Annotated in this window: 17 protein-coding genes; 4 read left to right on the forward strand and 13 right to left on the reverse strand. The window is 67.0% G+C overall.

Annotated elements, in window-relative coordinates; genetic code table 11:
* The first annotated feature begins 76 nt into the window (after positions 1 to 76).
* Positions 77 to 409, forward strand: a complete 333-nt coding sequence (locus tag AB0I34_RS22980; RefSeq protein WP_360448072.1) for an Lsr2 family protein — start codon at positions 77 to 79, stop codon at positions 407 to 409.
* Positions 410 to 962: 553 nt separating this feature from the next.
* Here the strand turns inward: AB0I34_RS22980 and AB0I34_RS22985 are convergent.
* Positions 963 to 1,100, reverse strand: coding sequence for an isochorismatase family protein (locus AB0I34_RS22985; protein WP_360448075.1), 138 nt, complete (start codon positions 1,098 to 1,100; stop codon positions 963 to 965).
* A 1,137-nt stretch (positions 1,101 to 2,237) separates the two neighbouring features.
* Here AB0I34_RS22985 and AB0I34_RS22990 point away from each other — a divergent pair.
* Both AB0I34_RS22990 and AB0I34_RS22995 read left to right on the forward strand, forming a co-directional pair.
* On the forward strand, positions 2,238 to 2,558 hold the full coding sequence (locus AB0I34_RS22990) for a hypothetical protein (RefSeq protein ID WP_360448078.1): 321 nt from the start codon (positions 2,238 to 2,240) through the stop codon (positions 2,556 to 2,558).
* Between the two features lie 961 nt (positions 2,559 to 3,519).
* Entirely contained in the window at positions 3,520 to 4,197 is a 678-nt protein-coding gene (locus tag AB0I34_RS22995; protein ID WP_360448080.1) for a hypothetical protein, read from the forward strand.
* Between the two features lie 367 nt (positions 4,198 to 4,564).
* Here AB0I34_RS22995 and AB0I34_RS23000 read toward each other — a convergent pair whose 3' ends face one another.
* The 11 genes from AB0I34_RS23000 to lysX form a co-directional block, all read right to left on the reverse strand.
* A complete protein-coding gene (locus AB0I34_RS23000; protein ID WP_360448083.1) occupies positions 4,565 to 5,284 on the reverse strand; it encodes a class I SAM-dependent methyltransferase in 720 nt (239 codons plus the stop codon).
* A 187-nt stretch (positions 5,285 to 5,471) separates the two neighbouring features.
* Positions 5,472 to 7,730 carry a choice-of-anchor D domain-containing protein gene (locus AB0I34_RS23005; protein ID WP_360448085.1) on the reverse strand — a complete coding sequence of 753 codons (2,259 nt, stop codon included), beginning with the start codon at positions 7,728 to 7,730 and terminating at the stop codon, positions 5,472 to 5,474.
* Positions 7,731 to 8,406: 676 nt separating this feature from the next.
* Positions 8,407 to 9,468 carry a hypothetical protein gene (locus AB0I34_RS23010; protein WP_360448088.1) on the reverse strand — a complete coding sequence of 354 codons (1,062 nt, stop codon included), beginning with the start codon at positions 9,466 to 9,468 and terminating at the stop codon, positions 8,407 to 8,409.
* Complete coding sequence (locus tag AB0I34_RS23015; RefSeq protein ID WP_360448091.1) at positions 9,465 to 9,965, reverse strand: sigma-70 family RNA polymerase sigma factor; 501 nt, start codon at positions 9,963 to 9,965, stop codon at positions 9,465 to 9,467. The genes AB0I34_RS23010 and AB0I34_RS23015 overlap by 4 nt, the downstream gene beginning before the upstream one ends.
* 302 nt (positions 9,966 to 10,267) lie before the next feature.
* Positions 10,268 to 11,299, reverse strand: coding sequence for a hypothetical protein (locus AB0I34_RS23020; protein ID WP_360448094.1), 1,032 nt, complete (start codon positions 11,297 to 11,299; stop codon positions 10,268 to 10,270).
* Between the two features lie 251 nt (positions 11,300 to 11,550).
* Positions 11,551 to 11,814, reverse strand: a complete 264-nt coding sequence (locus AB0I34_RS23025; protein ID WP_360448097.1) for a hypothetical protein — start codon at positions 11,812 to 11,814, stop codon at positions 11,551 to 11,553.
* A 935-nt stretch (positions 11,815 to 12,749) separates the two neighbouring features.
* Positions 12,750 to 13,448 (reverse strand): class I SAM-dependent methyltransferase, encoded by a 699-nt coding sequence (locus AB0I34_RS23030; protein ID WP_360448099.1) that lies wholly within the window; start codon positions 13,446 to 13,448, stop codon positions 12,750 to 12,752.
* Positions 13,449 to 13,604: 156 nt separating this feature from the next.
* Complete coding sequence (locus AB0I34_RS23035; RefSeq protein WP_360448101.1) at positions 13,605 to 13,778, reverse strand: hypothetical protein; 174 nt, start codon at positions 13,776 to 13,778, stop codon at positions 13,605 to 13,607.
* A 104-nt stretch (positions 13,779 to 13,882) separates the two neighbouring features.
* Positions 13,883 to 14,626 (reverse strand): hypothetical protein, encoded by a 744-nt coding sequence (locus AB0I34_RS23040; RefSeq protein ID WP_360448103.1) that lies wholly within the window; start codon positions 14,624 to 14,626, stop codon positions 13,883 to 13,885.
* A gap of 12 nt (positions 14,627 to 14,638) precedes the next feature.
* Complete coding sequence (locus AB0I34_RS23045; RefSeq protein WP_360448106.1) at positions 14,639 to 16,081, reverse strand: basic amino acid/polyamine antiporter; 1,443 nt, start codon at positions 16,079 to 16,081, stop codon at positions 14,639 to 14,641.
* A gap of 14 nt (positions 16,082 to 16,095) precedes the next feature.
* Positions 16,096 to 19,461 (reverse strand): bifunctional lysylphosphatidylglycerol synthetase/lysine--tRNA ligase LysX, encoded by a 3,366-nt coding sequence (gene lysX, locus AB0I34_RS23050; RefSeq protein WP_360448108.1) that lies wholly within the window; start codon positions 19,459 to 19,461, stop codon positions 16,096 to 16,098.
* 175 nt (positions 19,462 to 19,636) lie between these two features.
* Here lysX and AB0I34_RS23055 point away from each other — a divergent pair, with 175 nt between their 5' ends.
* On the forward strand, positions 19,637 to 20,524 hold the full coding sequence (locus AB0I34_RS23055; RefSeq protein ID WP_360448110.1) for a hypothetical protein: 888 nt from the start codon (positions 19,637 to 19,639) through the stop codon (positions 20,522 to 20,524).
* Here the strand turns inward: AB0I34_RS23055 and AB0I34_RS23060 are convergent.
* Positions 20,498 to 21,790 carry a hypothetical protein gene (locus AB0I34_RS23060; protein WP_360448113.1) on the reverse strand — a complete coding sequence of 431 codons (1,293 nt, stop codon included), beginning with the start codon at positions 21,788 to 21,790 and terminating at the stop codon, positions 20,498 to 20,500. The two genes, AB0I34_RS23055 and AB0I34_RS23060, sit on opposite strands and share 27 nt — an antisense overlap.
* Positions 21,791 to 21,857 lie beyond the last annotated feature (67 nt).

Below are 21,857 nucleotides of genomic sequence, written 5' to 3' on the forward strand. Positions count from 1 at the left end.
CGGCGGGTAAGCCGCTTCGGTGTGGGTGTGGTGAGCGATGCTGTCTACACCTGCATCTACCGCGAGGAGGCGACCCATGGTCCAACGAGTCGAGATCCTGCTGACGGATGACCTTGACGGCGGCAAGATCGCTACCGGCAAGGGTGAGACGGTGTCCTTCGCGCTCGACGGCAGGTCGTATGAGATCGACCTCCGCGCCAGGCACGCGGCAGTGTTGCGCGCCGCGCTCCGGCCTTACGTCGCTGCGGGCCGCCCGATCAGGAACGGGCGCGGCCGGCGGGTCATCCGCAGCAAGATCGCTGCGGATGCTCGCACTGTCAAGGAGTGGGCTCGGGCGAACGGGTACGAGGTCAGTGACCGTGGGCGGGTGCCGGCCAAGGTTCGGGAGGCCTTCGAGGCCGCCAACTAGCTGACAACGGCAGATCGTCGGCTCAGAACCCACGGGAGGCGTAGCGATTGTCGGCACCTGGGCAGCCCACGCCAGTGATGCCTCAGAGACGGATTGCGGCACCCCGGTACAGCACCTTGCGCCGCTGCGCGCTCGGTTACCACTGCCGAACTCTTGTGCATCCGAACAACTAGCGATGGCTCGAGTAGTCAAGGACCCTGCCATTCTCGCCCGGCTCAGCGGAGCGGGATCGCGACGAGGCTCAGGAGGTACAGGTCAGCCCTGGCAAGATCGGCGCCTTCGCCGTCACTAACCGAGCTCCTGGCGATCGACCGAATCGTTGTCTACATCGACGACCTTGACCGATGCCCACCGCACACCCCCGGTCCATGACTTTGGACCGCCAGGCGGCGACACGCCTGGCGACCCGAAGGCGGGTCCGCTCATCCGAAATCTCCCCAGGCTTCAGGGATCCGAGGTCGAGGATCCCCCGTCAGCTTTCCCGGCAGGCGTTCCGCACGCGTGGCTAGAAGATCATCTGCCGATACAATTTCGGCGAGCAGTGTCAGGGACTCTAGCGTTGCATTGTGTGGGCGCCCTGGGAGGTGGTCGAGCACGCATCGGACACAACGAGGGTGCGATAACCGAGGTCGGCGGCGGCTCGGGCAGTGCTTTCCACCGCTATGTTCGTGGCCACGCCGGCGATAGCCACCGTGTCGATGTCAGCGCCCGCAGAATAGTGGCACAATCGGCGTCGCTACTGGAGGGTGGGCTCCCGGCCTGATTGTCCTGCCATTCACCGTCGAGGGCGGACCTGCACGGGAATCTTCCCAGCGTGGTTAGGAATCTCATGCGTGATGGCAGTATGCCTGGAGATCGGTCCGCGCACTGGCGGTGGATCGGGGGAGCCAGTCTGCCCACGGTGGGTGGATGGCGGATCAATGCCACGGAGTTCTTCGCCGAACTCCTCCTCGACCCGAGCATGCTTGAGTTGCGGCTCCGCGGACCGCTTGTTCGGCTGACTCGCGCAGAGACGTTGCGTGTGGGGCCGACCGACCTTGCCGAAGTGTTTCTTATTCGATCGAGGCTACGTTTCCGCGGAGTGGGGTTCAGGCGCACCGACGGTCGAGAGTATTACTTCAAGACTGCCCAGACCGATACTATTCTTCGAGCGCTCCGTGATTTCGGGTTTCCGGTCTCGACGATTGCTCAGCCAGCCGCCAAGTTGTGGCGACTGAAACCCTGACGATCGAACGAGGGCCCGGATCCGAAGGTATCCGGGCGATTGGGGTAAATTCTCTTACGGAGTCGTATGCATTTCAGTGGTTGAATCATCCTCTTACCGCTGGCCAGGAGCGATTGGGTCGTTAATCGGATCGTGGACGGTTTCGTCCGAACGGGTCGGGTCACGGATCTCGATCGTGATATTCAAGCGGCTCGACTTCGCGGAGTGGCGTGGTTCGGCATGGCGATGGGTCTCCTTGTCTTCGGAGTCAGTCTCGCCGGTCTGCTGGGATGACGCCGGGGTCGTGACATGAGCAAGCGCCCGTATCTGTAGGATCCGGCGCTTGTCGATGAGCTCGCTGACTGTGCCGTGCCAATGCGGTTATGTGGTGGCCGCGGCTGGCTGACCTACGTCGGCTGAATTGACTCGCGGCAAACGACGATGGGCGATCCCGTGAGCTGGGGATTATGAGAGCTGTGAGGATCATGGTGTGCCGTCCGGGATCGCGGTTTGACCCGTATGAGAGCAGACCGGTGTGTCCTGGCTTGGATCTGTCGACTGTGGTCTGGGGCGGTGCTTGCTGGCACCGGTCCCGGCGGAGCGTGTCCCGATAGGGGCCTTGCCGTGAACAACGCGCCGTCACAGGTTACCGGGGTCGCGATTGTCCGCCGCGGGCAGGAGGCGAGGCTGTGGACCCGCAACCGCAACGACATCACCGACAGCTTCCCCGACATCGCCGCCGCCGCGACCCGCCAGGTCCCCGACGGCGTGGTGCTCGACGGTGAGCTGGCAATCCTCGGCGGCGACGGTCGCTTGAGCTTCGACGCGCTCCAGCAGCGCCTCGTCACCAGCCCCGCGAAGGCCCGCGCCAAAGCGGCCGAGCTGCCCGCCTCCTACGCCGCATTCGACTTGCTCACGGTCAGCGGCGTCGACCTGCGCACGTAGCGCTGGACCGTCCGCCGGCAACGACTCGAGCAGCTGTCCGAGGGTTGGGTCCCGCCGTTGCAGCTGACACCTGTCACCGATGACCTCGACGAGGCCACCGAGTGGTTCGAGGTGTTACCCGTCGCGATGGGGGTCGAAGGACTCGTCGTCAAAGGCGCAGCCTCGCGCTACACGCCGGTCGCCGCGACGCCTGGGTCAAGGTGCATTCTCTCGGGTCGGGACCTGTCCGTTTCGGTGGCCGGGCGCAGCTTCCCAGGTCAGAGGCTCGTCGTATCGAACGTTCGCGTGTGCGACATGTGTCGCTGATGGCCAGCCGTGCAGACCTGGCCCATCGGCGGGTGCTACTTGACGGTCGAAGCCGCGGCGACCAGTGAAGGCGGCTCTCCAGGCGTTGGTGGCTGTGGATTCTTCGACGATGTCGCTCGACACGCGGCTATCACCAGATCGCAACGGAAGTCACGGCCGCGGCACCGAGGAGAACGTCACCGTGGCGACCAGGGCGAGCCAAGCCTGCCGTCGGCCGCTCGGTGCGCGTAGGGCGCAGCAACGATGAAGGTGCGCCCATATGGCCCCAGTTGCCTCGGGCAACACTTGATCTCCCGAGCCTGTCCGACTGCGCCATTGGCCGCGCGTTGGCTGTTTCTTGGATCGAGGCTGTCGATCGTCGCGAGGTCGCCGTCGATCTCCAGAGTCCCTTTCCATCCGCCGAAGACGAGCACGCTCGGCACGACCCTGACGTTACTTAGTCGCCAACGTACGGGCCTGTTGTAAGAGTTGTCGTAGACGTTGCGCCGGATCGCAAGGCCTGCCGGACCCTGTTGGCGGTGGGCGGCGGTCTCGCTTGGCTTGTGCGACGTTGTAACGGCCGGGGTCGTCGCCACGATTGTGCTGTCAGGGCGCGCCAGGACGATGCCGGCACGGTGCCGGCGACCTCTCCGCGCCAACCGACAGAGGAGCAATCATGCGTGTCTCATCCCTACTCGCCGCCGCAGGTCTGCTGACCGTGGGCCTGGTTGCCGTACCGGTGCCGGCGTCGGCCGCGGGTAGCTGCAGCCTGTATGCCCCGGGCCGGATCGCGATCGGGTCACCGTTCAGGACCATCACCATCAACGAGGGTCCGAACTGCGCGGCCGCCGGCGTCGTCGACGCCGCCTGGAGCGCGACCCACCCGACCAAGGGCCCGATCGACATCATCATCTACGAGAACAGCGACCGCTCGCAGCCGTTCGACATCTTCGGTGACGACCCGATCGGCGTGTGGACCTGGCGGCCCGAGGGCGCCTTCGACGCCAGCGACAACACGGTCTTCCAATACACCCCCACCACCGATGTGCGGCTCGCCTCCTACAGCCGGGTCACCCCCACCCGTACCGGTACGAAGGTTAACGTCAAGACACTCGCGGGCCGCTGGTGGCAGGCCGGCAACAAGCTGATCGGCTGGTCCGGGGCCCGCGGCCAGATCCAGTACCGCACCCCCGGTTCGACCACCTGGCACGGCCTCAAGGACGTCTATTCGTCCTCGGCCGGCACCTACAGCTACACCTACAGCACTAGCGCGGTACGCGACTACCGCGTCGTCATTTACGACGCCACCACCAAGACCATCTGGGGCTCCACCAGCCCCACCGTCCGCAAGTAGCCGCCGGCGCGCCACACACCGGAGCCGCTACCCTGATCGCGGCGACAGGTCCGCCGCGTCTGCCTCGCCGATGGCACGTCCTCGGCGAGGCAGACGACAGCCTCGGACTACGTGCCTGCGCCAGACCGCAAACGCTCGCACCCGACCTCCCGCGGCCCAGCCAACATCTGACATGAGCGCCAACGTAGCGCCACCGCCAGCACCGTGCCTCACCGCACAAGAGAGTTTCGTACACCTGCCGAATAGCCCCTCAGCGCGACAGTGCACGACACAGAATCCATTCCGTCTAGGTCACGGTGTCTACGAGCCGCAGATCGCGCCCCCGCATGCCGAGTTGCGGTCCGAGCTTCTGCGGCGTGCGTATCAGTCAGGGCGTGCTGGTTCTGCGCGCGAGGACAAGCCGGCACCGCGGGCTGCCGTCCTCGCGTCGGCCCAGAGCCGCCAAGGGGACCGTCGTCATGATGAATCCGGCTGCTGTCAGGTCGTTGCGGACCGCGTGCAGCGGGTATGTGCGGTAGTACATGACGAACCGGGGACGCCACACGGCATTGCGGATTCGCATCGCCAGATCGAATCCGAGCAGCGCCCAGTACCCGCCCGAGGTGATGGGTGGCGGCGCGCCGATCGGGAAGGCGAAGAGCCCGCCGGGCCGTAGCGCGCGGTACACCCCGGCGAACAGCGCGGGCCGTTCGGCGGGCAGGAGGTGCCCGAGCGCTCCGAAGCTGACCGCCAGGTCGAAGGCCTCGGCGAAAGGCAGGGCCCGGACGTCGGCGCGTACCCACTCGGCGTCCGGGTGCGCACTGCGCGCCTGCGCGAGCATGCCAGTGCTGAAGTCGACGCCCGTGATCCGTCCTTGGCACAGGGGTTGCAGGACCCGCATGCCCGCACCGGTGCCGCAGCACACGTCCAGTCCTCGGCCGAACGGCCCGAGCGGACGCAGCGCGTCGGCGGTCGCGTCAAGAATGCTCTCGGGGGTGCGAAAAGGCGTGTGGTCGAACTTCGGAGCGAGCAGGTCATAGCCGCGCTCGACCGAGGACAGCGCCTGGATCGCCAGTTCACGCAGAGACGGGCCACGAGGCGAGAACACCGGCCAAGGGTACTTCTCGGATGCTAGCCGGGCTGGCAGCGTGTGGGCGAGCGGATGCCTGGATCAGCGTGGGCGGGCGGGTCACGGTTTGTCAGTGCCGGGACGAGATAATTCAGCACCACAAACTCAGGAAAGGTCAGAAGATGCTTCGTCAGATCATCCGGGGCGACCCCGACAGTGCCACGTATTACGGGGTGGCCGTGATGGCGACCGGCTTGTTCTGGCCGGCGATGATTTGTTGGGGTTTGGTGCCGTCCAGGTCGGCCCGCCAGATCGTTCCGTTGTAGTTGGTCCAGTAGAGGTGAGTGGCGTCGACCGCCAGCGCCACCGGGATGCCGGTCTGGTTGGTGACGATTGGCTCGGGCGTGAAGGGAACGTCGTTGAGGCTGGCGCGCACGATCGTGGTGCCGTCGTTGGTCCAGTACAGGTAGTTGGCGTCGACCGCCAGCCCTTGTGGGGCGTCCAGGCCTTGGGCGAGTTGCACGGGGTCGGTGCCGTCCAGGTTGGCCCGCATGATCGTGCCGTCGCCTTCGAGTTGGCGGTAGTTGCTCCAGTACACGTGGTCTGCATCGACCGCCAGCCCACCCAGCTGCGGGAGGCCTTGGGTGGTGACGATGGGGTGGAAGCTGCTGCAATCGGGCCAGGTGCCTCGCCAGATCGTCGGTCGGTCGGACGCCGTCACAGGACCCCGGTAGTAGATGTCATTGGGGTTGTTGGGGTTGATCGCCAACTTGTTCGGACCTTCGCTGGCCGCAAAATAGCAGTATTGTGCTTGGCTGTTGTAGTCATGGATGGCGGGCCCTACGTCAGGGTCGGTGGCCAAGTCCCCCAGACTGGCCACAAGGAGGGCACTGTTGGCGACAGCCACGCCCACCGGGAAACTGGGGAGGCCGGACCCGTCGATGACCTGGGCGTTGCTGCCGTTGGAACTGGCCACGTTGACCGAGCCGTCCTCGATGGTCTGCCCCTGATTGACCCAGTAGATGTGGCCCACCCCGGTACCGGTGAGCGCGGCGGTGGTGCTGGCGGCGGGGGTCTGGCTGGCCGCGGTCAGGTTGGCGGTGACGATGCCGAGGCTGGTGGGCGCAAAGCTCACCGTGACCGTGCAGGACGCCCCCGGAACCAGACTGGTACCGGTGCAGGTGTCGCTGCCGGTGGTGAAGGCGGCCGCGCCGGTCACCGTCACCGTGAGTGGGCCGGTAGTGGCGTGCCCGACCGAGTTGGCCAGGGTGAAGCTCTGAGAGGCCGCCTGCTTGGTCGCCACCTCCCCGAAGTCGTGCGAGGAGGGCGTGAACCCCAGCGCCGGCGCTGGGGGCGGGGTGAACGCCATCAGTTGGGGGCTGGAGGTGTTGGCGATGAAGACTTGCGGGTTGGTGCCGTCCGCCAAGTTGGCCCGGCGGATCGCACCAGTTCCGTCCCCGAGGTTGGACCAGTACACGTAAAGGGCATCGACCGCTATCGCCTGCGGGAGGTTCTGGCCGCTGAGGAGGGTCTGGGGGTTGGTGCCATCCAGGTTGGCCCGCTTGACCGTGTTCTGGCTGCGGTTGGTCCAATACAGGTGGTTGGCGTCGACCGTTACCGCAAAGAGGCTCTGCTGGCCCTCGCCCTGGACGATGGACTGGGCGTTGGTGCCGTCGAGGTTGGCTCGCCAGATGGTCCCGTCGCCACTGTTGGTCCAGTAGATGTGGCTGCCATCGACCGCGATCCCGAAGGGAGTGGCCTGAGCAGTGGCGATGGCCTGGGGGTTGCTGCCGTCCCCGACGTTGGCCCGCCAGATGGTGCCTGGGGCCGAGCCCGCGGCGTAACTCGTCCAGTAGACGTGGTTGGCGTCGACCGCCAGCCCACCGGTGCCGGGAGCGGCGTTGGACCCAGGGACGAGGTCCTGGGCGTTGCTGCCATCCGGGTTGGCCCGGCGGACCGCGCCGGTGTTCCTGTTGATCCAGTAAACATGGCTGCTGTCGACCGCCACCCCCAACGTGGGTTCAAACGCGGAGAGGATGTCGTGAGGGTTGCTGCCGTCCAGGTCGGCCGCCCAGATGTCGTCGCCTGACCAATAGAGCTGGCCGGGCTGCGCCCCGCCGAGACCGGTCCCGGTGCCGCTGAGGGCAACAGTGGCGCTCACGCGGCCCTTGCTGGCCGCGGCCACGGTAGCGGTTACGGTGGCCACGCTGGTGGGGGCAAACCGCACCATGACCACACAGGACTTGCCCGGCCGGAGCCGGGTTCCGCTGCACCGGTCGCTGGTAACGGTGAACGCGGCCGCGCCAGACAGCGTCACCTTCAGCTTGCCGGAGGCCTTCCGCCCCGTGTTGGTCAGAGTGAAGCCCCGGGAAGCGCTCTCTCCGGGGATGACCCGCCCGTAGTCATACGGCGAGGGGGCGAACGCCAGCACCGGGGCGCCCGGCTTGGCCACCGCGGACGTAGCCCCGGCCAGCATGGCCGTCATGGCCACCAGTGCCACCGCTACGGCTACGGCTACCCGCCGCCACGCACTGCCCATTCGTCCGGGTGTGCCGGACCGTTTGCCCTGTGCGATGACGTCCCCCCAACGGGCCGGGCCGGCCGTACCAAGCACCTGCCGACTGGACCTCGCCGACCCCAGCAGTTTGCCGCCAGGTCAGGCTGATCCGGTCTGTCCCCTGTGCCCGCCTTCCATCAAACCCCTGGCCTTCCGCGTTGTCCAGGGTCGCGGCGCGGTGGTCGAGATCGGTAGCCGTCTCACCGCTGACTGTGCAAAAGGGCGTGAGCGTGGATTTCTCGGACACTCCGACTTTGCAATACGTTTATGACAATCCGTCCGCGGCGTGTCGAAATCCTGGCCGGCCAGCTGATGGAGGCGTCGAGAAACGATCGTTTCCCAACACTCCTGCAGAGACAGGCCATCGGCGTCAAAACGTCGCCATCGGCGTGTTATCTGCCGTGCGAGCATCCACCAAGGCTGGAGTGGGACATCCAGTGCTCCAGCGCCGCCTTGTATGCCATTAGCGTCGATTGTGCGCCGCAGGCGCGCCGTCGTCGCTGGGTCATCGTCGGTGGTCTTTCCTTGCTAATGCTTGGTTGGTTCAGCGGCCGTGTGCCGGTGAGCGGCTCGTGGGCAAGCGCTGCCGCTGCTCACCGCGGGGCTAACGGATCGGCCGAACTGCTGGGTGCAGGTTGAGTAGGTCGAGGCCGATCTTCTGGAACTCGCCGTACAGTCGTTCGTCGACGACGACGAGGCCTACTTTGACTGGCCCTCCGCTGTACTCCCCGTCGGGTCCGACGCCAGAGATCTCCCAGATTCCGTTGTGGGTGTCACGGGCCAGTGCGGTTCCTTTGTGGGCGGCCTCGGTCAACCTGCTAGTCGTGACGTTTCCTGGGCTGACGCACAGGTTTCCGTCGTACAGGGGCTGGAGGTCGCGGCGGGCCTGGTCTACGTCGCCGTCGAGCAGGTTCACCACGAGCACGACTGGCACTGTCCAGGCCCGTGCGGGCCGCACCGTACCGTCCGCGAACGCGACCCAGGTCGCACCAAAGCGCTCCGGCTGCTGCTCGACAAGACGCTCCACCGCCGCCGTGCTGGGCAGGTCGTTGCGGGTCGGATCTGGCACCGGCCACCCGCCGGCTGGTTCCGGGCACGGAACGGGGTCGGTATCTGGTGGACCCATCAGCGCATTCGCGGCAGGCGTCGACTGCTCGGCGACCGTGATCGTGTGGTCGTGCCAGGTCCCGCGCAGTCGGGCGTAGCCGAAGCGGATGCCGTTCTTGGTGCCTGGCTCGGCTAACCGGCTGAGATCGACGCCGGTCAAGGTCACGGCGAAGTCGGCGGGGCAGTTTGGCGCATCGTCGCCGGAAGAGGAGGGCGCCGATAGGGGCGGACAGTAGACCACCGGTCGCTCGGGTGCCGCGATCACTATGCCGGTGACCTCGACCCGGTCACCGTCGCGGACCAGGTACTGCGCCTCACCTCCGCCACCAGCCACCGGCCCGGGCGGGCCCGAGCGGTTTGGGAGCACCGTGACTGCGACTGCGACCGCGATGGCGGCGACACTGGCGGCCGCCAGCACCGGCGCCCATCGCCTGCGTGGCCGACGCGACCGAAGCCGGGCCAGGTCCGGTTCAGGAGGCTCGGGCTGTGTCGCGCGCCAGGCCGCGCCGGCGGCGTGCAGCAGCTTGTCGACCTCGTCGCGGCGATCCGATGTGCTCATCCTGCAACCTCCAATTCCGAGCGCAGGCGGGCCCGGGCATCAGAAAGTGTCGACTTGACCGTGCCTTCCGAACAGCCCATCACCGCCGCGGTTTCCGCGATCGACAGATCCGCGAAGTAGAAGCAATCGACAGCTATCCGTTGCCGGCGCGGCAGCCTGGCCACGGCGCGTTCGACATCGATGCTGTTGTCGCGGTCCGGTGTCGGTTCGGCCCGCTCGACGAACTCGGCGACCCGACGCGACCGGCGCGTTGCCTTCCGGGCTTGGTCGGCCGTGATCGCGAGCAGCCACGCGGATGGCGCGCCCTGGGCCGGGTCGAACTGGCGTCGTTTCACCGAAGCCCGGGCCAGCGCCTCCTGCACGATGTCGTCGCGATCCGCACCGGCTGCCAGCCGCGACGCCACACGGGCCATCGCCGGCATGTGCGGACTCACCCAAGCGGCGAAACCCTGCTCGTGATCCGGCATATCCGGCACGAGATCCACTGCCTCGCTCATTGGAGCCACACCTGGTCTACCCACCGACCGGGCGGCTGGTTGGGTCACCGTTCGCCACCGTTGCCTGATCGTAACGCGCGTCTACGCGTGGAAATTCGGACCTGTCGCCGAGATCCGCAAGGCGATCGCCGGGGTCCTGGGGGCCGCCAGCGCCATCGCTCCGGATCGCAGGCGACGCACTGAACCGAGCGAGGTCCGAATGCGGCATGCCCTGCCGGGCGGATCGCGCTATGAGGTGAAGTGGGACGGCTACCTTCACTGAACTCGCCAAGCGAGCCGCGACCGCACTGGCGCGGCTCGTGTCAGTGGAGCGCGGCGAGACTCTGCGTGATCTGCTGGTTGGTCGGGGCGTGGTCGTAGGCTGCGGCGATTGCGCCGTCGGCGCGGATGAAGACAAAGCTGACCATTCCGGTCAGCCCGAAGCTGTTCTGGACCATCGGGGTCTGTTCATGGGCGAGGGTGAGCGTGACGCCCGGCACGGCAAGGGGATAACCGGGCTTCCCGAGGTCACCTACCTGTACTCCGACCACTCTCGGTTTGACGCCGTTGCCGGTCTGGGTCTGCAGGGCGAGCAGTGCCTCACGGCAGCCCGGGCACACCTCGCCCGATTCGTCGAAGGCCAGGTCCGACATGTAGAACGCGAGTACGAAGGGTTTGCCGGCCAGGTCCTTCAGTCCGATCCGGCCGCCCTTGATCAGGTCCAGGGTGAAGTCAGGGGCTCTCTTCGTTTGTCCTGGGGACGGGGTTTTGGCCGCGATGACAATGGACCTGGCACCGGCGGGCGGCTTGGTGGAGAACGTCGTCGCGTCGATCGTGGGGGCGAGTACCAGTTTCTCGGCGACCATGGTCTCGTCCGTCAGCAGGATCCCGGTTGCCTGGTCGCGCCAAAGCTGACCCGTCGCGGGCTCTCCCGGCTGCGGAGTGGCGGTCACGCAGCGGTATCCCACTGCGGCGCGGCCGATGATCGTCTTGGTGGACTTCAGCTCGATGCATTGCGCACCCTTGGGTGCCGACCACAGGATCTGCGGCCAGTGCGTCACCAGTTGGGATTCGTCTGGGTGCTCGTCGGGAGCCTCATAGACACGGTACGGCGGCTCGTTCTGTTCTGAGAACGCCAGGATCTTGCCGCCGTCCCAGGTGTACACGGACTCCTCCGTGACGATGCCAGGTTCCCCGTACAGAGAGATCTTGAGCCGAACCTTCGTGCCGCCGTCGGTAGTGATGTTGTATCGCGCATCCAGCGGGCTATCGTCCGCGGCGTTGTCGATGTGGAGGTGGTACTGGACCTCGACCGGCTGCGGTCCGCGACGCGTAGTACCGCTGGGACGAGGCATTGTGCTGGGCAGCGCAGGGACAATCACACTCGGGCTGGGTTCTTCCGCAGGGCCGGCAGACTCATCTCCGACAGTCATGCCGCAGCCGCTAACGGCCAGGAGCGCGGTTGCGGCCGGCAGCGGCCAGCGCATGCCGGTCCGACGATCTGCCATGTGGTCCCCCCACGTCGCAGCAAGCCTCCCGATCCCTCCACATTCCTCCCCAGACAACCCGCTGGCAATGGATCACCGAGAGGCCTTGCGGTGACGGGTCATAGGTAGAACGCCGCGAACAGGCCGCCGACGACTCCTGCGATCACAATGGCTTGAGCCGCTCGAGATCTACGCCGGAGGTTCCTCGGCAGCAGGAATCCCTTCTCTTCCTCCTCTTTTTCCTCAAGCAGATCCGACAACATGAGCATCGGTCGACCAAGCGTTGCGATGACAATCAACGAGTAGAGTCCGGCGACTCCCCAAGCGACTACGCCGCTCGGGTTCTCGACGAAAGCAGAGCGCCAGCCGCCGACGACCGCCATGAAAACCCATCCGCCGATTGCGATTCCGGCCGTCGTGCGATCTCGGCGAACCAGCGGATCGAACCATGTCAGGGCACACGCCAGACACAGTAGGACGCCCTGTGTTAGCGCTCCCGCGCCAGCGTGTAATTGAGCCCAGCGGAAGAGGTCAGAAGTCCCATCCATGTCGCCGCGCGAAACTCCTTTCCCTTGCGGTAGTCGCTGACCCGCCGACGCGATCCAGACCTGACGCTCGCCAAGGGATCAGCGCAGAAAGCTGCGGCACAACCACAGAAACCACGCCGTCGTGGACATGTCCACGACGCCCACGGCCAAGCAGTACAGCACACGCCAGCTGCCGGCTAAAGATAAACAGTGAGCTGCTCATCCTCGGCGCGGGCGACCGCCTGAGCTTCGATGCGCTCCAGCAGCGGCTGGTGACCAGTCCGGCGCAGGCACGGGCCCCGGCGCACGCGGCCTTCGACCTGCTCGTGGCCGGGGGGTGGATCTACGCACGCAGCGTTGGACCGTCCGGCGGCAGCAGCTCGCACGCCACCGGGTGCCGCCCCTGCATCTGACCCCTGTTGCCGACGACATCGACGAGGCCCGCGAATGGTTCGAGGTCCTTGGGCGTGAAGGGCTGGGTGGTCAAGGACGCCGCCACCCGCTACACGCCGGGCCGCGGAGATGGCTGGGTGAAGGTCAATTCTGTTGGGGTGAAGGGTGTTCGGTCGTTGCCCGGAGCACCATCTGTCGAGGTCTGGCCCCGACTCGAGGGTGTCGTGGCGGTGAGCGACTCATGTCGTACACGAGCCGGGATTATCTGGATCGGTGGACCGTGAGCTCGCGCGGACGGAGGAGAAGTTGCGGAAAGCACGCGCGGCCGGGCGGGTCGCGGGTATCGAGCCGAAGTGAGACTAGCCGCGCTGCTGCAGTCTGCCGCGACGGCGACTCAGTCAGTCAGCGCGCTCAGGACCGGTGGCGGCGGCGGTTGCGGTTGCGACAAGGATCATCTGGTTGTCGGTCGTGTACACCATCGGGCTCCAGCCGCGGGAGCGCAGGTCGGACTCGAGCTCGTCGTCGCTCCAGTACCGCTTCAGCACGGTGAATTGGCGCCCGTCAGCCAGCTGGCGCTGCTCCGGTCGCCCGCCGGGCGGTTGGGGTGACAGTGAAGCGCTGTCGATGACGAAGACTCGGCCGCCGGGTTTCAGCGCTGACCGGACCCCGGTCCAGAACTCTGCCAGTCGATCATCGGGGACATGCGACAGCCAGTAGGTGAACATCACCACGTCATACGCCGCCGACGGGGGTTGCCAGTCGAACAGATCGGCCACCACGTATTCGATATTGAGTCGTGCCCCGGCGAGTCGTTCGCGGTTGTGCTCGATGACCTCCGGTGAGGCGTCGACGGCGGTGACGTGTTGGGCGTGTCCGACCAGATGCCGGGTCCACAGCCCGGTACCGCAGGCCAGCTCGAGCACCCGTCCTGTCGGAGCGAAATCCCGCAACGCTGTTTCCGCCTGGGCGACGTCGTGGAACCACTGCCGCTCCAGCTCGGGTGGCAGCGCATACCGTCCTCGACGGACCCACCAGTCGTCGTACTCTCCGGCGCGCGCCCGGTAGTACTCGATCTGCTCGGCGATTGTTTCGTCCACCCGCGCAACGATAGAGCCAAGTCATGCCGCAGCGACGTCGAGCATCTGCCCGCCCGGGTCGGTGCGGGCTGCCCCGAACTCTGCACCAGGTGGCTGGCACAGGCGGCGGTGTGCTCGGCTCGATCACGCGGCCGGAGGTCGTGATGACTGCGCTGGTCAGCCGGCGTCGGCTGTCGCTTCGGCGGCCAGCAGGATGAGCTGGGTTGCGGCCTCGGGCTGGGACACGAACGAGACGTGTGAAGCCGCGACCTCCACGATCGTCGCGTTGGCGCGCTCGGCCATGAACCGCTGCAGCTCCGGCGGGATGGCCTTGTCCTCGGTGCCGAGCAAGTACCAGCACGGCAGTGTGTTCCACGCCGGCGGGGCCGACGGCGTGGCTGCGAATCTCGGCGGCGGCTTTGAGGTCGAGGAGGCTGGATCCCGAGCGCTGGCTGTTAGGTGCGGCGGCTTGGTTGGCCGCCTAGGGCGTCGCGGATTCGGTTCCAGCGTTTGTTGTAGGTGGGGCCGAAGCGCCTGCCGGCTCGTTCGGTCTTGCGTTCGCCGTACCGGCGTACGGCCCAGGTCGAGCCGGGTTTGGCCAGGCGGACCGCTCCGACAAAAGCCACCAGCGGTACGACGATGCCGATCAGGCCGGTGGCCAGTTTGCCTTTGAGGAAGCACAGGATCGCCATCACGAGGTGGAATCCGACACTCGCGAAGTAGGCCCACCGCGCGAGCCCACCGCCGGCCCGTTCGGGCTCGGCTCCGATCGGGCTGGTCTGCATCAGGAGCACCACGCCCAGCGCCCCGCCGAGCAGGATCGCATCGATGGACTTGCGTCCCTCCGGTCCCCAGTAGACGTCGTCGAGATGGAGCCACAGCGCGAACTCGTCGAGCGTCAGCGCAGCCCCCGCCCCGAACATCACTGCGAGCACCTCAGCCCAGGGAGACGCCGGGGCGTAGCGGAACTGCAGAAGCCCGGAGAGCAACACCAGCAGGATTCCCCAGACCTGGTGGTGGATGTGGACGCCACCGATGTGCACGTCGGACAGGCCACCATCACCGGGCTGCGCGGAAGCCTGCTTGGCGCGGATGCGGCGAGTAATGGCCCGGGCGACGGTGAACGTGAGGAGGAAGGCGAACAGCGCCCAGGCGGCCTGCGCCCGGCCAGTGTCGACGAGGTCCTGATACCAGTGCACCTACATCACCCGTCATACATCGCTGGAGCCGGTCAACAGCAGCACGACACCGACCACCGCCGCGACGATCAGCACCACGCACGCCACGGCCTCGGCCCGGTTGAAGGCACGCAGGCCTTCCTCGCGGCGAGCCAGGAGGTACAACAGGGTCCCCGGCGCGTACACGATCGAGGCGAGCAGGAGGTACTTCGGGCCCGCGGCGTACAGCATGAAGATCGAGTAGAGGACCGCGACGGCTGCGATCGCCCGTTGTTTGCGTCGCTCCGGTTCGTCGGCCGGTGTGTAGGTCTCCCTGGTGATGGTCAGCTTGAGCGCGTACGCCGCCGCCAGCAGGTAGGGCACCAACGACAGTGCGGTATCGAGCTTCAGCATGAAGTCCAGTGCATCGTTGACGAACAGGACCAGGACGAGCACCAATTGAACGGCGAGGGTCGTGGTGAGCAGGGCGGCGATCGGGGTCGCGTGCACGTTGTCACGGGTCAGAAACTTCGGCATCACCCCACCGCGCGCCGGCATGTAGAGAACCTCCGCGTTGATCAACGTCCACGCCAGGTACGCGCCCTGGACGGAGATGATCACGCCGATGCTGATGAACGTCGATCCCCACGATCCGACCACGGATTCGAGTACGCCGCCCATCGACGGCTGCTTCGCCTTCGCCAGATCGGCTTGCGGCAGTACGCCGTACGAGAGCAGCGTCACCGACGCGAACACGGCCAGCACGCTGAGAAACCCCAGCACCGTCGCTCGCCCGACGTCCTCACGACGACGGGCGAAGCGCGAGTAGACGCTCGCCCCCTCGATCCCGAGGAACACGAACGTGGTGACCAGCATCGTCTGTTTGACCTGGTCGAACACCGCGCCGACCGACCGCTCGTCACCGCCCCAGAAGTTGTCCGCGAACGTCCCCGCTTCGAAGGCCACGGCCACGATCACGATGAAGGTGAGGATCGGCACGAGCTTGGCGATCGTGACAATCCGGTTGACGACGGTCGCCTGCCGTACGCCGCGCGCGATCAGGAAGTGGAACAACCACACGAGCGCCGACGCCAGTACGACGGCGAGGAAGGTGTTTCCTTGCCCCAGGCCCGGAAAGAAGGTGCCGAGCGTGGTCATCGTGAAGACCATGAAGAAGACGTTGCCCGCCACGTTGCTGGCCCAGTAGCCGAAAGCCGCGTTGAACCCGGCGTACGCGCCGAACCCGGTCTTCGCGTAGATGTACACACCGCTGTCCAGGTCCGGCCGGCGTACGGCGAGCGACTGGAAGACGAGGCCCAGCATGAGCATGCCCGTACCGGCGATGATCCACGCGATGACGGCACCCAGTACGCCGGTCGCCTCGCCGAACTCGCCGGGGAGCGTGAAGACCCCACCACCGACCATCGAACCGACGACCATGCCGGTCAGGGTGAGGACCGAGACCTTCTGGACTGCGCTTGCGTGGCGGGTGGTCACAACGGCCCGACGCCCTATCCGCTCGGCCGGACGAGCGGGAACAGGATGGTGTCGCGGATCGAGAGCCCGGTCAGGTTCATGACGAGGCGGTCGATCCCCATCCCCATCCCACCGGTCGGCGGCATGCCGTACTCCAGCGCCTCGAGGAAGTCCTCGTCGACCTGCATGGCTTCCGGATCGCCGGCAGCGGCCAGCAAGGACTGGGCGACGAGTCGCGCGCGCTGGTCCACCGGATCGACCAGCTCGGAGTACGCCGTACCCTGTTCAGCCGCGAAGATCACCAGATCCCACTTCTCCGCCAGCCGTGGGTCCGACCGGTGCGGCCGCGTCAGTGGCGCGTTCTCCTTCGGGAAGTCCTTGTAGAACACAGGTGTCGTCGTGGTGCTTTCACACAGCTCTTCGTAGATCTCTTCGAGCAGGGGTCCCCAGGTGGTGTCGCCGGCGTACTCCAGTCCGAGTTTGTCCGCGTGTCCGCGCAGCGCCTCGATCGGTGTGTCCGCGGTGACTTCCTCGCCGAGTGCCTCCGACACCGCCTCGCAGATGCTCTTGACCGGCCAGTCCCCGGACAGGTCGTACTCGACCGTCTTCCCGTTCGCATCGGTACGGCGTGCGAGCGGCGAGCCGTACACGGCGGTGGCAGCCTCCTGGATGATCTCCTGGGTCAGGATCCGCATCGTGTTGTAGTCGCCGTACGTCTCGTAGACCTCCATCGAGGTGAACTCCGGATTGTGCTTGAAATCCACGCCCTCGTTGCGGAACTGCCGGCCCAGCTCGAAGACCTTCTCCATTCCGCCGACCAGCAGTCGTTTCAGGTGCAGTTCCGTCGCGATCCGCAGATACAGATCGAGGTCGTAGGCATTGATGTGGGTCTCGAACGGACGGGCGTTCGCGCCGCCGTGGATCGACTGCAGAACGGGAGTCTCCACCTCGGTGAATCCGCGCGCATGCAGGGATTCACGCACACTCCGTACGACGGTCGCCCGCGTGTACGCGATGTCGCGAGCGGCCGGACGAACGATCAGGTCGACATAGCGAGCCCGGATCCGTGCCTCCGGATCGACCATTCCCTTGAACTTGTCCGGCAGCGGGCGGACCGCCTTGCTCGTCAGTTGCAGGGACTCGGCGCGCACCGAGAGCTCGCCGCGCAAGGTCGTGATCACGTCGCCGGTGACGCCGATATGGTCTCCGAGGTCGATCTCGTGACGCCAGAAGTCGAAGGTCTCCTGGCCGACGGCGGCGAGGTCGACCATGAGTTGCAGGTCGCCGCTTCCGTCGCGCAGCTTGGCGAAACCCAACCGTCCGTGGTCGCGTTTGAGCATGACTCGACCCGCCACCGATACCCGGGTACCCGTTGACGTTCCCGGCGGAAGTACTCCGGCCTCGGCCTTGACCTCAGCCATCGTGTGCGTCCGCGGGTACGTCACCGGATAGGGATCGACGCCACTGGCCCGGATCCGCTCGAGCTTCTCCCGCCGTACCCGCACCTGTTCGGGCAGCTTCTGCAAAGACATCGCCTCGGCCAGCGGATCCGGCGGGGCGGGGATCAGGGCGGTGACCGCGGCGGCGTGGTCGGCGTCGGCGGTGTCCAGAGCGGTCTCGCCGTTCTGCCCGGACTTGCCCCGCAGCATCGAGAGGCTAGGACGAGTGAGGAAACCTTCCGCACTGCCCGCGGCCGTCCCCACCCGTGGCAGGTCCGAGGTGTACTCGAAGCACATGAACCGTGGCTGCCACACCGGGAGGTACTTGGCGTTGGAACGGTACAGCGACTCCAGTTGCCAGTTGCGGCTCGCCAGGAGGAGCGCGTGACGCCACAGCCGGGCAACCGGGCCGGCTCCGAGCTCCTCGCCTCGCTCGAACGCCTCCCGGAACATCGCGAAGTTGAGCGACAGCCGGCCGATACCGAGCGCGCCGCCCTGCTCGGCGAGGCCTGTGACCATCAGTTCCACCAGGCCGTTGTCGGCGGACGGGTCGCGACGCATCAAGTCGAGCGACAGCCCGGTCCGGCCCCACGGAACGAAGCTGAGGAATCCGCGCAGGTTCCCGTCCGCGTCATCCGCACGCACCAGAACGCAGTCACCGTCGAGTGAGTCCTCCAGACGGCCGAGCGCCATCGAGAACCCCCGCTCGTCCCCGCCGTCGCCGCGCCACGAGCCGGCCGCGACACTGAGGGCCGCGAACTCGTCGGCGCTCAGAGCCGAATGACGCATGACCCTCGTGGTGTAGCCGCGACGCTGCAAACGAGACACCGACTGCCGAACCGCCTTCATGCCCGGCCCGTTCAGCGAGAACGTCCGCACGTCGAGGACCGCCTCGTCGCCGATCTCGTACGCCGTCAGCCCGGCCTCCGCGAACGCGGCCGCGCCCTCCTCGCCCGCGCCCATCACCGCCAGCGACAGGCCGTTCGACCTCGCGTCCTCGCGCCACCGCGCGATGGCCGCCGGCCAGTGCTCGGGGTCGCCCACCGGGTTCCCGCTGCCGAGACTGACAGATCCGATCGCGCGATACGACACACCCGCCCGGGCCGAGGCCGGACTGCCGGTGTCCCAGATGACCGACTTGTCCCGGCGAGTCGCGAAGTACCCGAGGGAGTCGGTGTCGCCGAAGTCCCGCAGCAGCGTGCGGATCCTGGCCTCGTCGGCGACGTCCAGCGTCCGGGTCTGCTTGGGCGCCCGGAACAACAGCTGCGCAGAGATCAGTACGACGGATGCGCCCGAGATCCCGATCACCGCGTGCACCCAGAACGGTGAGGTCACCACCTCGTCGGGAGCCGCCCAGCCGACATCGGTCAGCATCTCGACGAAGACGTACTGCGCCGCGGTCGCGAAGTTGCTCGCGTCGCCGAACCGGTGGACCAAGGCGGCGCCGCCGAACAGCACGACCGCGCCGCCCACCAGAAACGAGACGATCGCCAGCAGCAGGCTGCCCGGCACCCGTCTGGCCGCGAATTGGGGCCGGGCGCGCCACGCGATGACGAGCACTCCGGCGATCAGCACGAAGCCGGCGATCTGGATCAGCGAGCCGCCGTCGAGCAGAGAGGCGATCCTCGCGAGCTCCGGGAGGATCAGCCACCACAGCACCAGGAGCCACCACGCGGCGCGCAGCCTGCGTCTCAGTGCGACACCCATCGCTGTGAGTAATGCGGCGTAAACGAGGCTCGGCACAATGGGAATCGTGAGCATCGAAACGATGTCTTCTTCCCGCGCGAAATAATTCCGCCACGGCGGTACCAGCGCCACAATTGCGGCCAGCGCGGCGAATACGAACATCGCGGCGGCGAAACGGTCCGGCCAGCGGTCGTCGAGCGGTTTGAGAACACCAACCGAGCGAGTCCGGGCACGCGATTCTGCTGGCAGCGCAGCAGTATCCACCGTTGTGCTCATCGCCCACCCCTGTGCAACGCAGCAATGCAACAGTGCGCATCGCTTCCCCGGTCACGACGGTACACGAGACCGTTGGTGACGTATACCTACCCGAACGACCTCGCCCGAGCACGTTTGGTGACGGTGCTTTTAGTCGAACGTATTGACCCGCGGAATTCCGGCGTAGCCTCGGCACATGATCGCCGGTCTGCTCGGAGCCTTTGCAGCAGCCGTTTGCTACGGCGTGGCATCGGTACTGCAGGCAGTCGCCGCGCGCCGTACCGAGACCGTGGAGGGCCTCGACCCGCGGCTGGCGATCCGGCTGTTCCGCTCCTGGCCGTACCTGCTGGGAACCGGGCTCGACGCCTTCGCGTTCCTGCTGTCGATCGCGGCGCTCAGATCTCTGCCGCTGTTCGTCGTGCAGTCGATCGTGGCGAGCTTCCTGGCGGTCACCGCGGTTCTCGGCGCGATCTTCCTGCACATGCCGCTGAACCGCTCCGACTGGATTGCCCTGCTGGTTGTCCTCACCGGACTGGTGCTGGTCGGCCTGTCCGCGGCGGAGGACCGTGCGGTCTCGGTCAGCGAGGCGGAACGTTGGGGGGTGCTGGTGGCGGCCGTCGTACTCGGAGTTCTGGCGGTGCCACTGGCCCAGATCAAGGGCCCCCCGGGTGCCGCCGCCCTCGGCGCGTTGGCTGGCCTTGCCTTCGGGGCGGTTGCGGTGGCCGCCCGGGTGCTGCCCGGCTCGCTCCATCTCGACACGTTCTTCAGCGATCTCGGCACGTTGTTCACCGATCCGTCGATCTATGCGCTGCTGCTGGCGGGCGGGGTCGCGCTCCTCACGTATTCGACGGCCCTGCAACGCGGCAGCGTGACGCAGGCAACGGCGCCGCTGGTCGTCGGTGAGACGGTCGCACCCGCTCTGGTCGGCCTGCTCATGTTGGGCGACATGCCCAGGCCCGGCTGGGGGTGGGTCGCGACACTCGGGTTCATCCTCGCCGTGGGCGGCGCAATCAGCCTGTCGAGAAACGGAGACCTCGCCCAGCACGAGCCCCAGCGGCTAGCCGGTGAGGGCGCGGACGCCTAGGTGCCCGGCGATCGAGTCGTAGCGCTCGGCGTAGAGGGTGGTGCAGCGGGAGGACACGCAGCCGGATCCGGCGAAGGTGATGCCGCGGATGGTGGCGGTGGTGCGGCCGGGCGCGTTGTAGACCGGGCCGCCGGAGTCGCCGCCGATGATCGCGATCTGGCCGCCTCGAGTGGCGCGGATGACGTACGTCGTGCAGCCGTCGGCGTCGCAGTACTTGGCCGACTTCGAGATGACTCTGAGGCCGCACAGCGACGTACTGAAGCTGCCGGACTGGCAGACGGCCGTGCCGACACCGGGGTCGGCGCCGCCGGTGACAGTGCGGGTGTCGACCGGGTCGCCGGGGCCGTCGGTCCAGATCTTCGGGCCGTACGTGCTGCCGGTCAGCAGGGACTGGTCGTAGTCGGGGTAGTTCGTCCGCACGGACGTGGTGCCGTAGTAGTTGCTGCCTGACCTCCAGACCGTGCCGACTCCGCCGCAGTGGCCGGCGGTGACCGAGCCGCGCTGCCCGTTGGAGCGTCGTACGACGGAGAAACCGGCCGAGCAGTTCTTGAGGGCCGACGTGATCCGGGCACCGCCCCAGTGGCCGCCGTTCGGCGTGTCACTCAGCCGCGTCGTCCGCTCCAGCGAGCTGGCGACGGCCTGTACGCCGTTCAGTCCGCGCAAGCCGTCGAGTGACGCGGGGGAGGTGCTGGCCTCGTCGTACTCCACGACGATGTCCTCGGTGACCGGGTCCAGGTCGGCGGCGAACGTCGTACGGCTCGCATCGGAGGACCAGGAGCGGGCGCCGACCGCGTTCCAGGCGTCGGAGATCGCGCGGACCGAGCGGCAGCTGCGCTCGAGGCCGACCATCTCCTGGCTGGCCGTGGGGACGCTGCGGGCGATCGCGGCCTGGTATTTCTTCGAGTCCAGCACCGAACTGTCGACCACGACCTTGTAGCCGGTCGCGGCGGAGCCGACCACGCCGATGACGCCGGCGCTCAGCCCGTACGGCAGCCCTGACGTCGGCCGGCCGGTGGCGTCCAGAGGCTCCAGGGACTGCACGGCGACTGAGATGCCGTCACCGAGCGCCTCGCCGAGCGGGCGGGCGTCGGTCGACGACGTCGGCTGCGCCAAGCGCTTGGACTGGACCGAACTCGCGCTCGGCTGAGCGTGCGAGCAGGCTGCCGCTGCAGTCACCGCATCAGGCGTGGCTGTCGCGGTGAGACCGACTGCGAGGAGTGAAACGGAGCCAAGCGCGAGCAGCGGGACGGTTGCTGTGAGTCGCACAGAGCTCCCCAATCGGTGGACGGCCTCCGTAAATCGTCCAGTCCGGGACTCCGTTCAGTCAATAGCC

It is taken from the genome of Kribbella sp. NPDC050281 (assembly GCF_040655855.1).
Classification (GTDB): Bacteria; Actinomycetota; Actinomycetes; order Propionibacteriales; family Kribbellaceae; genus Kribbella.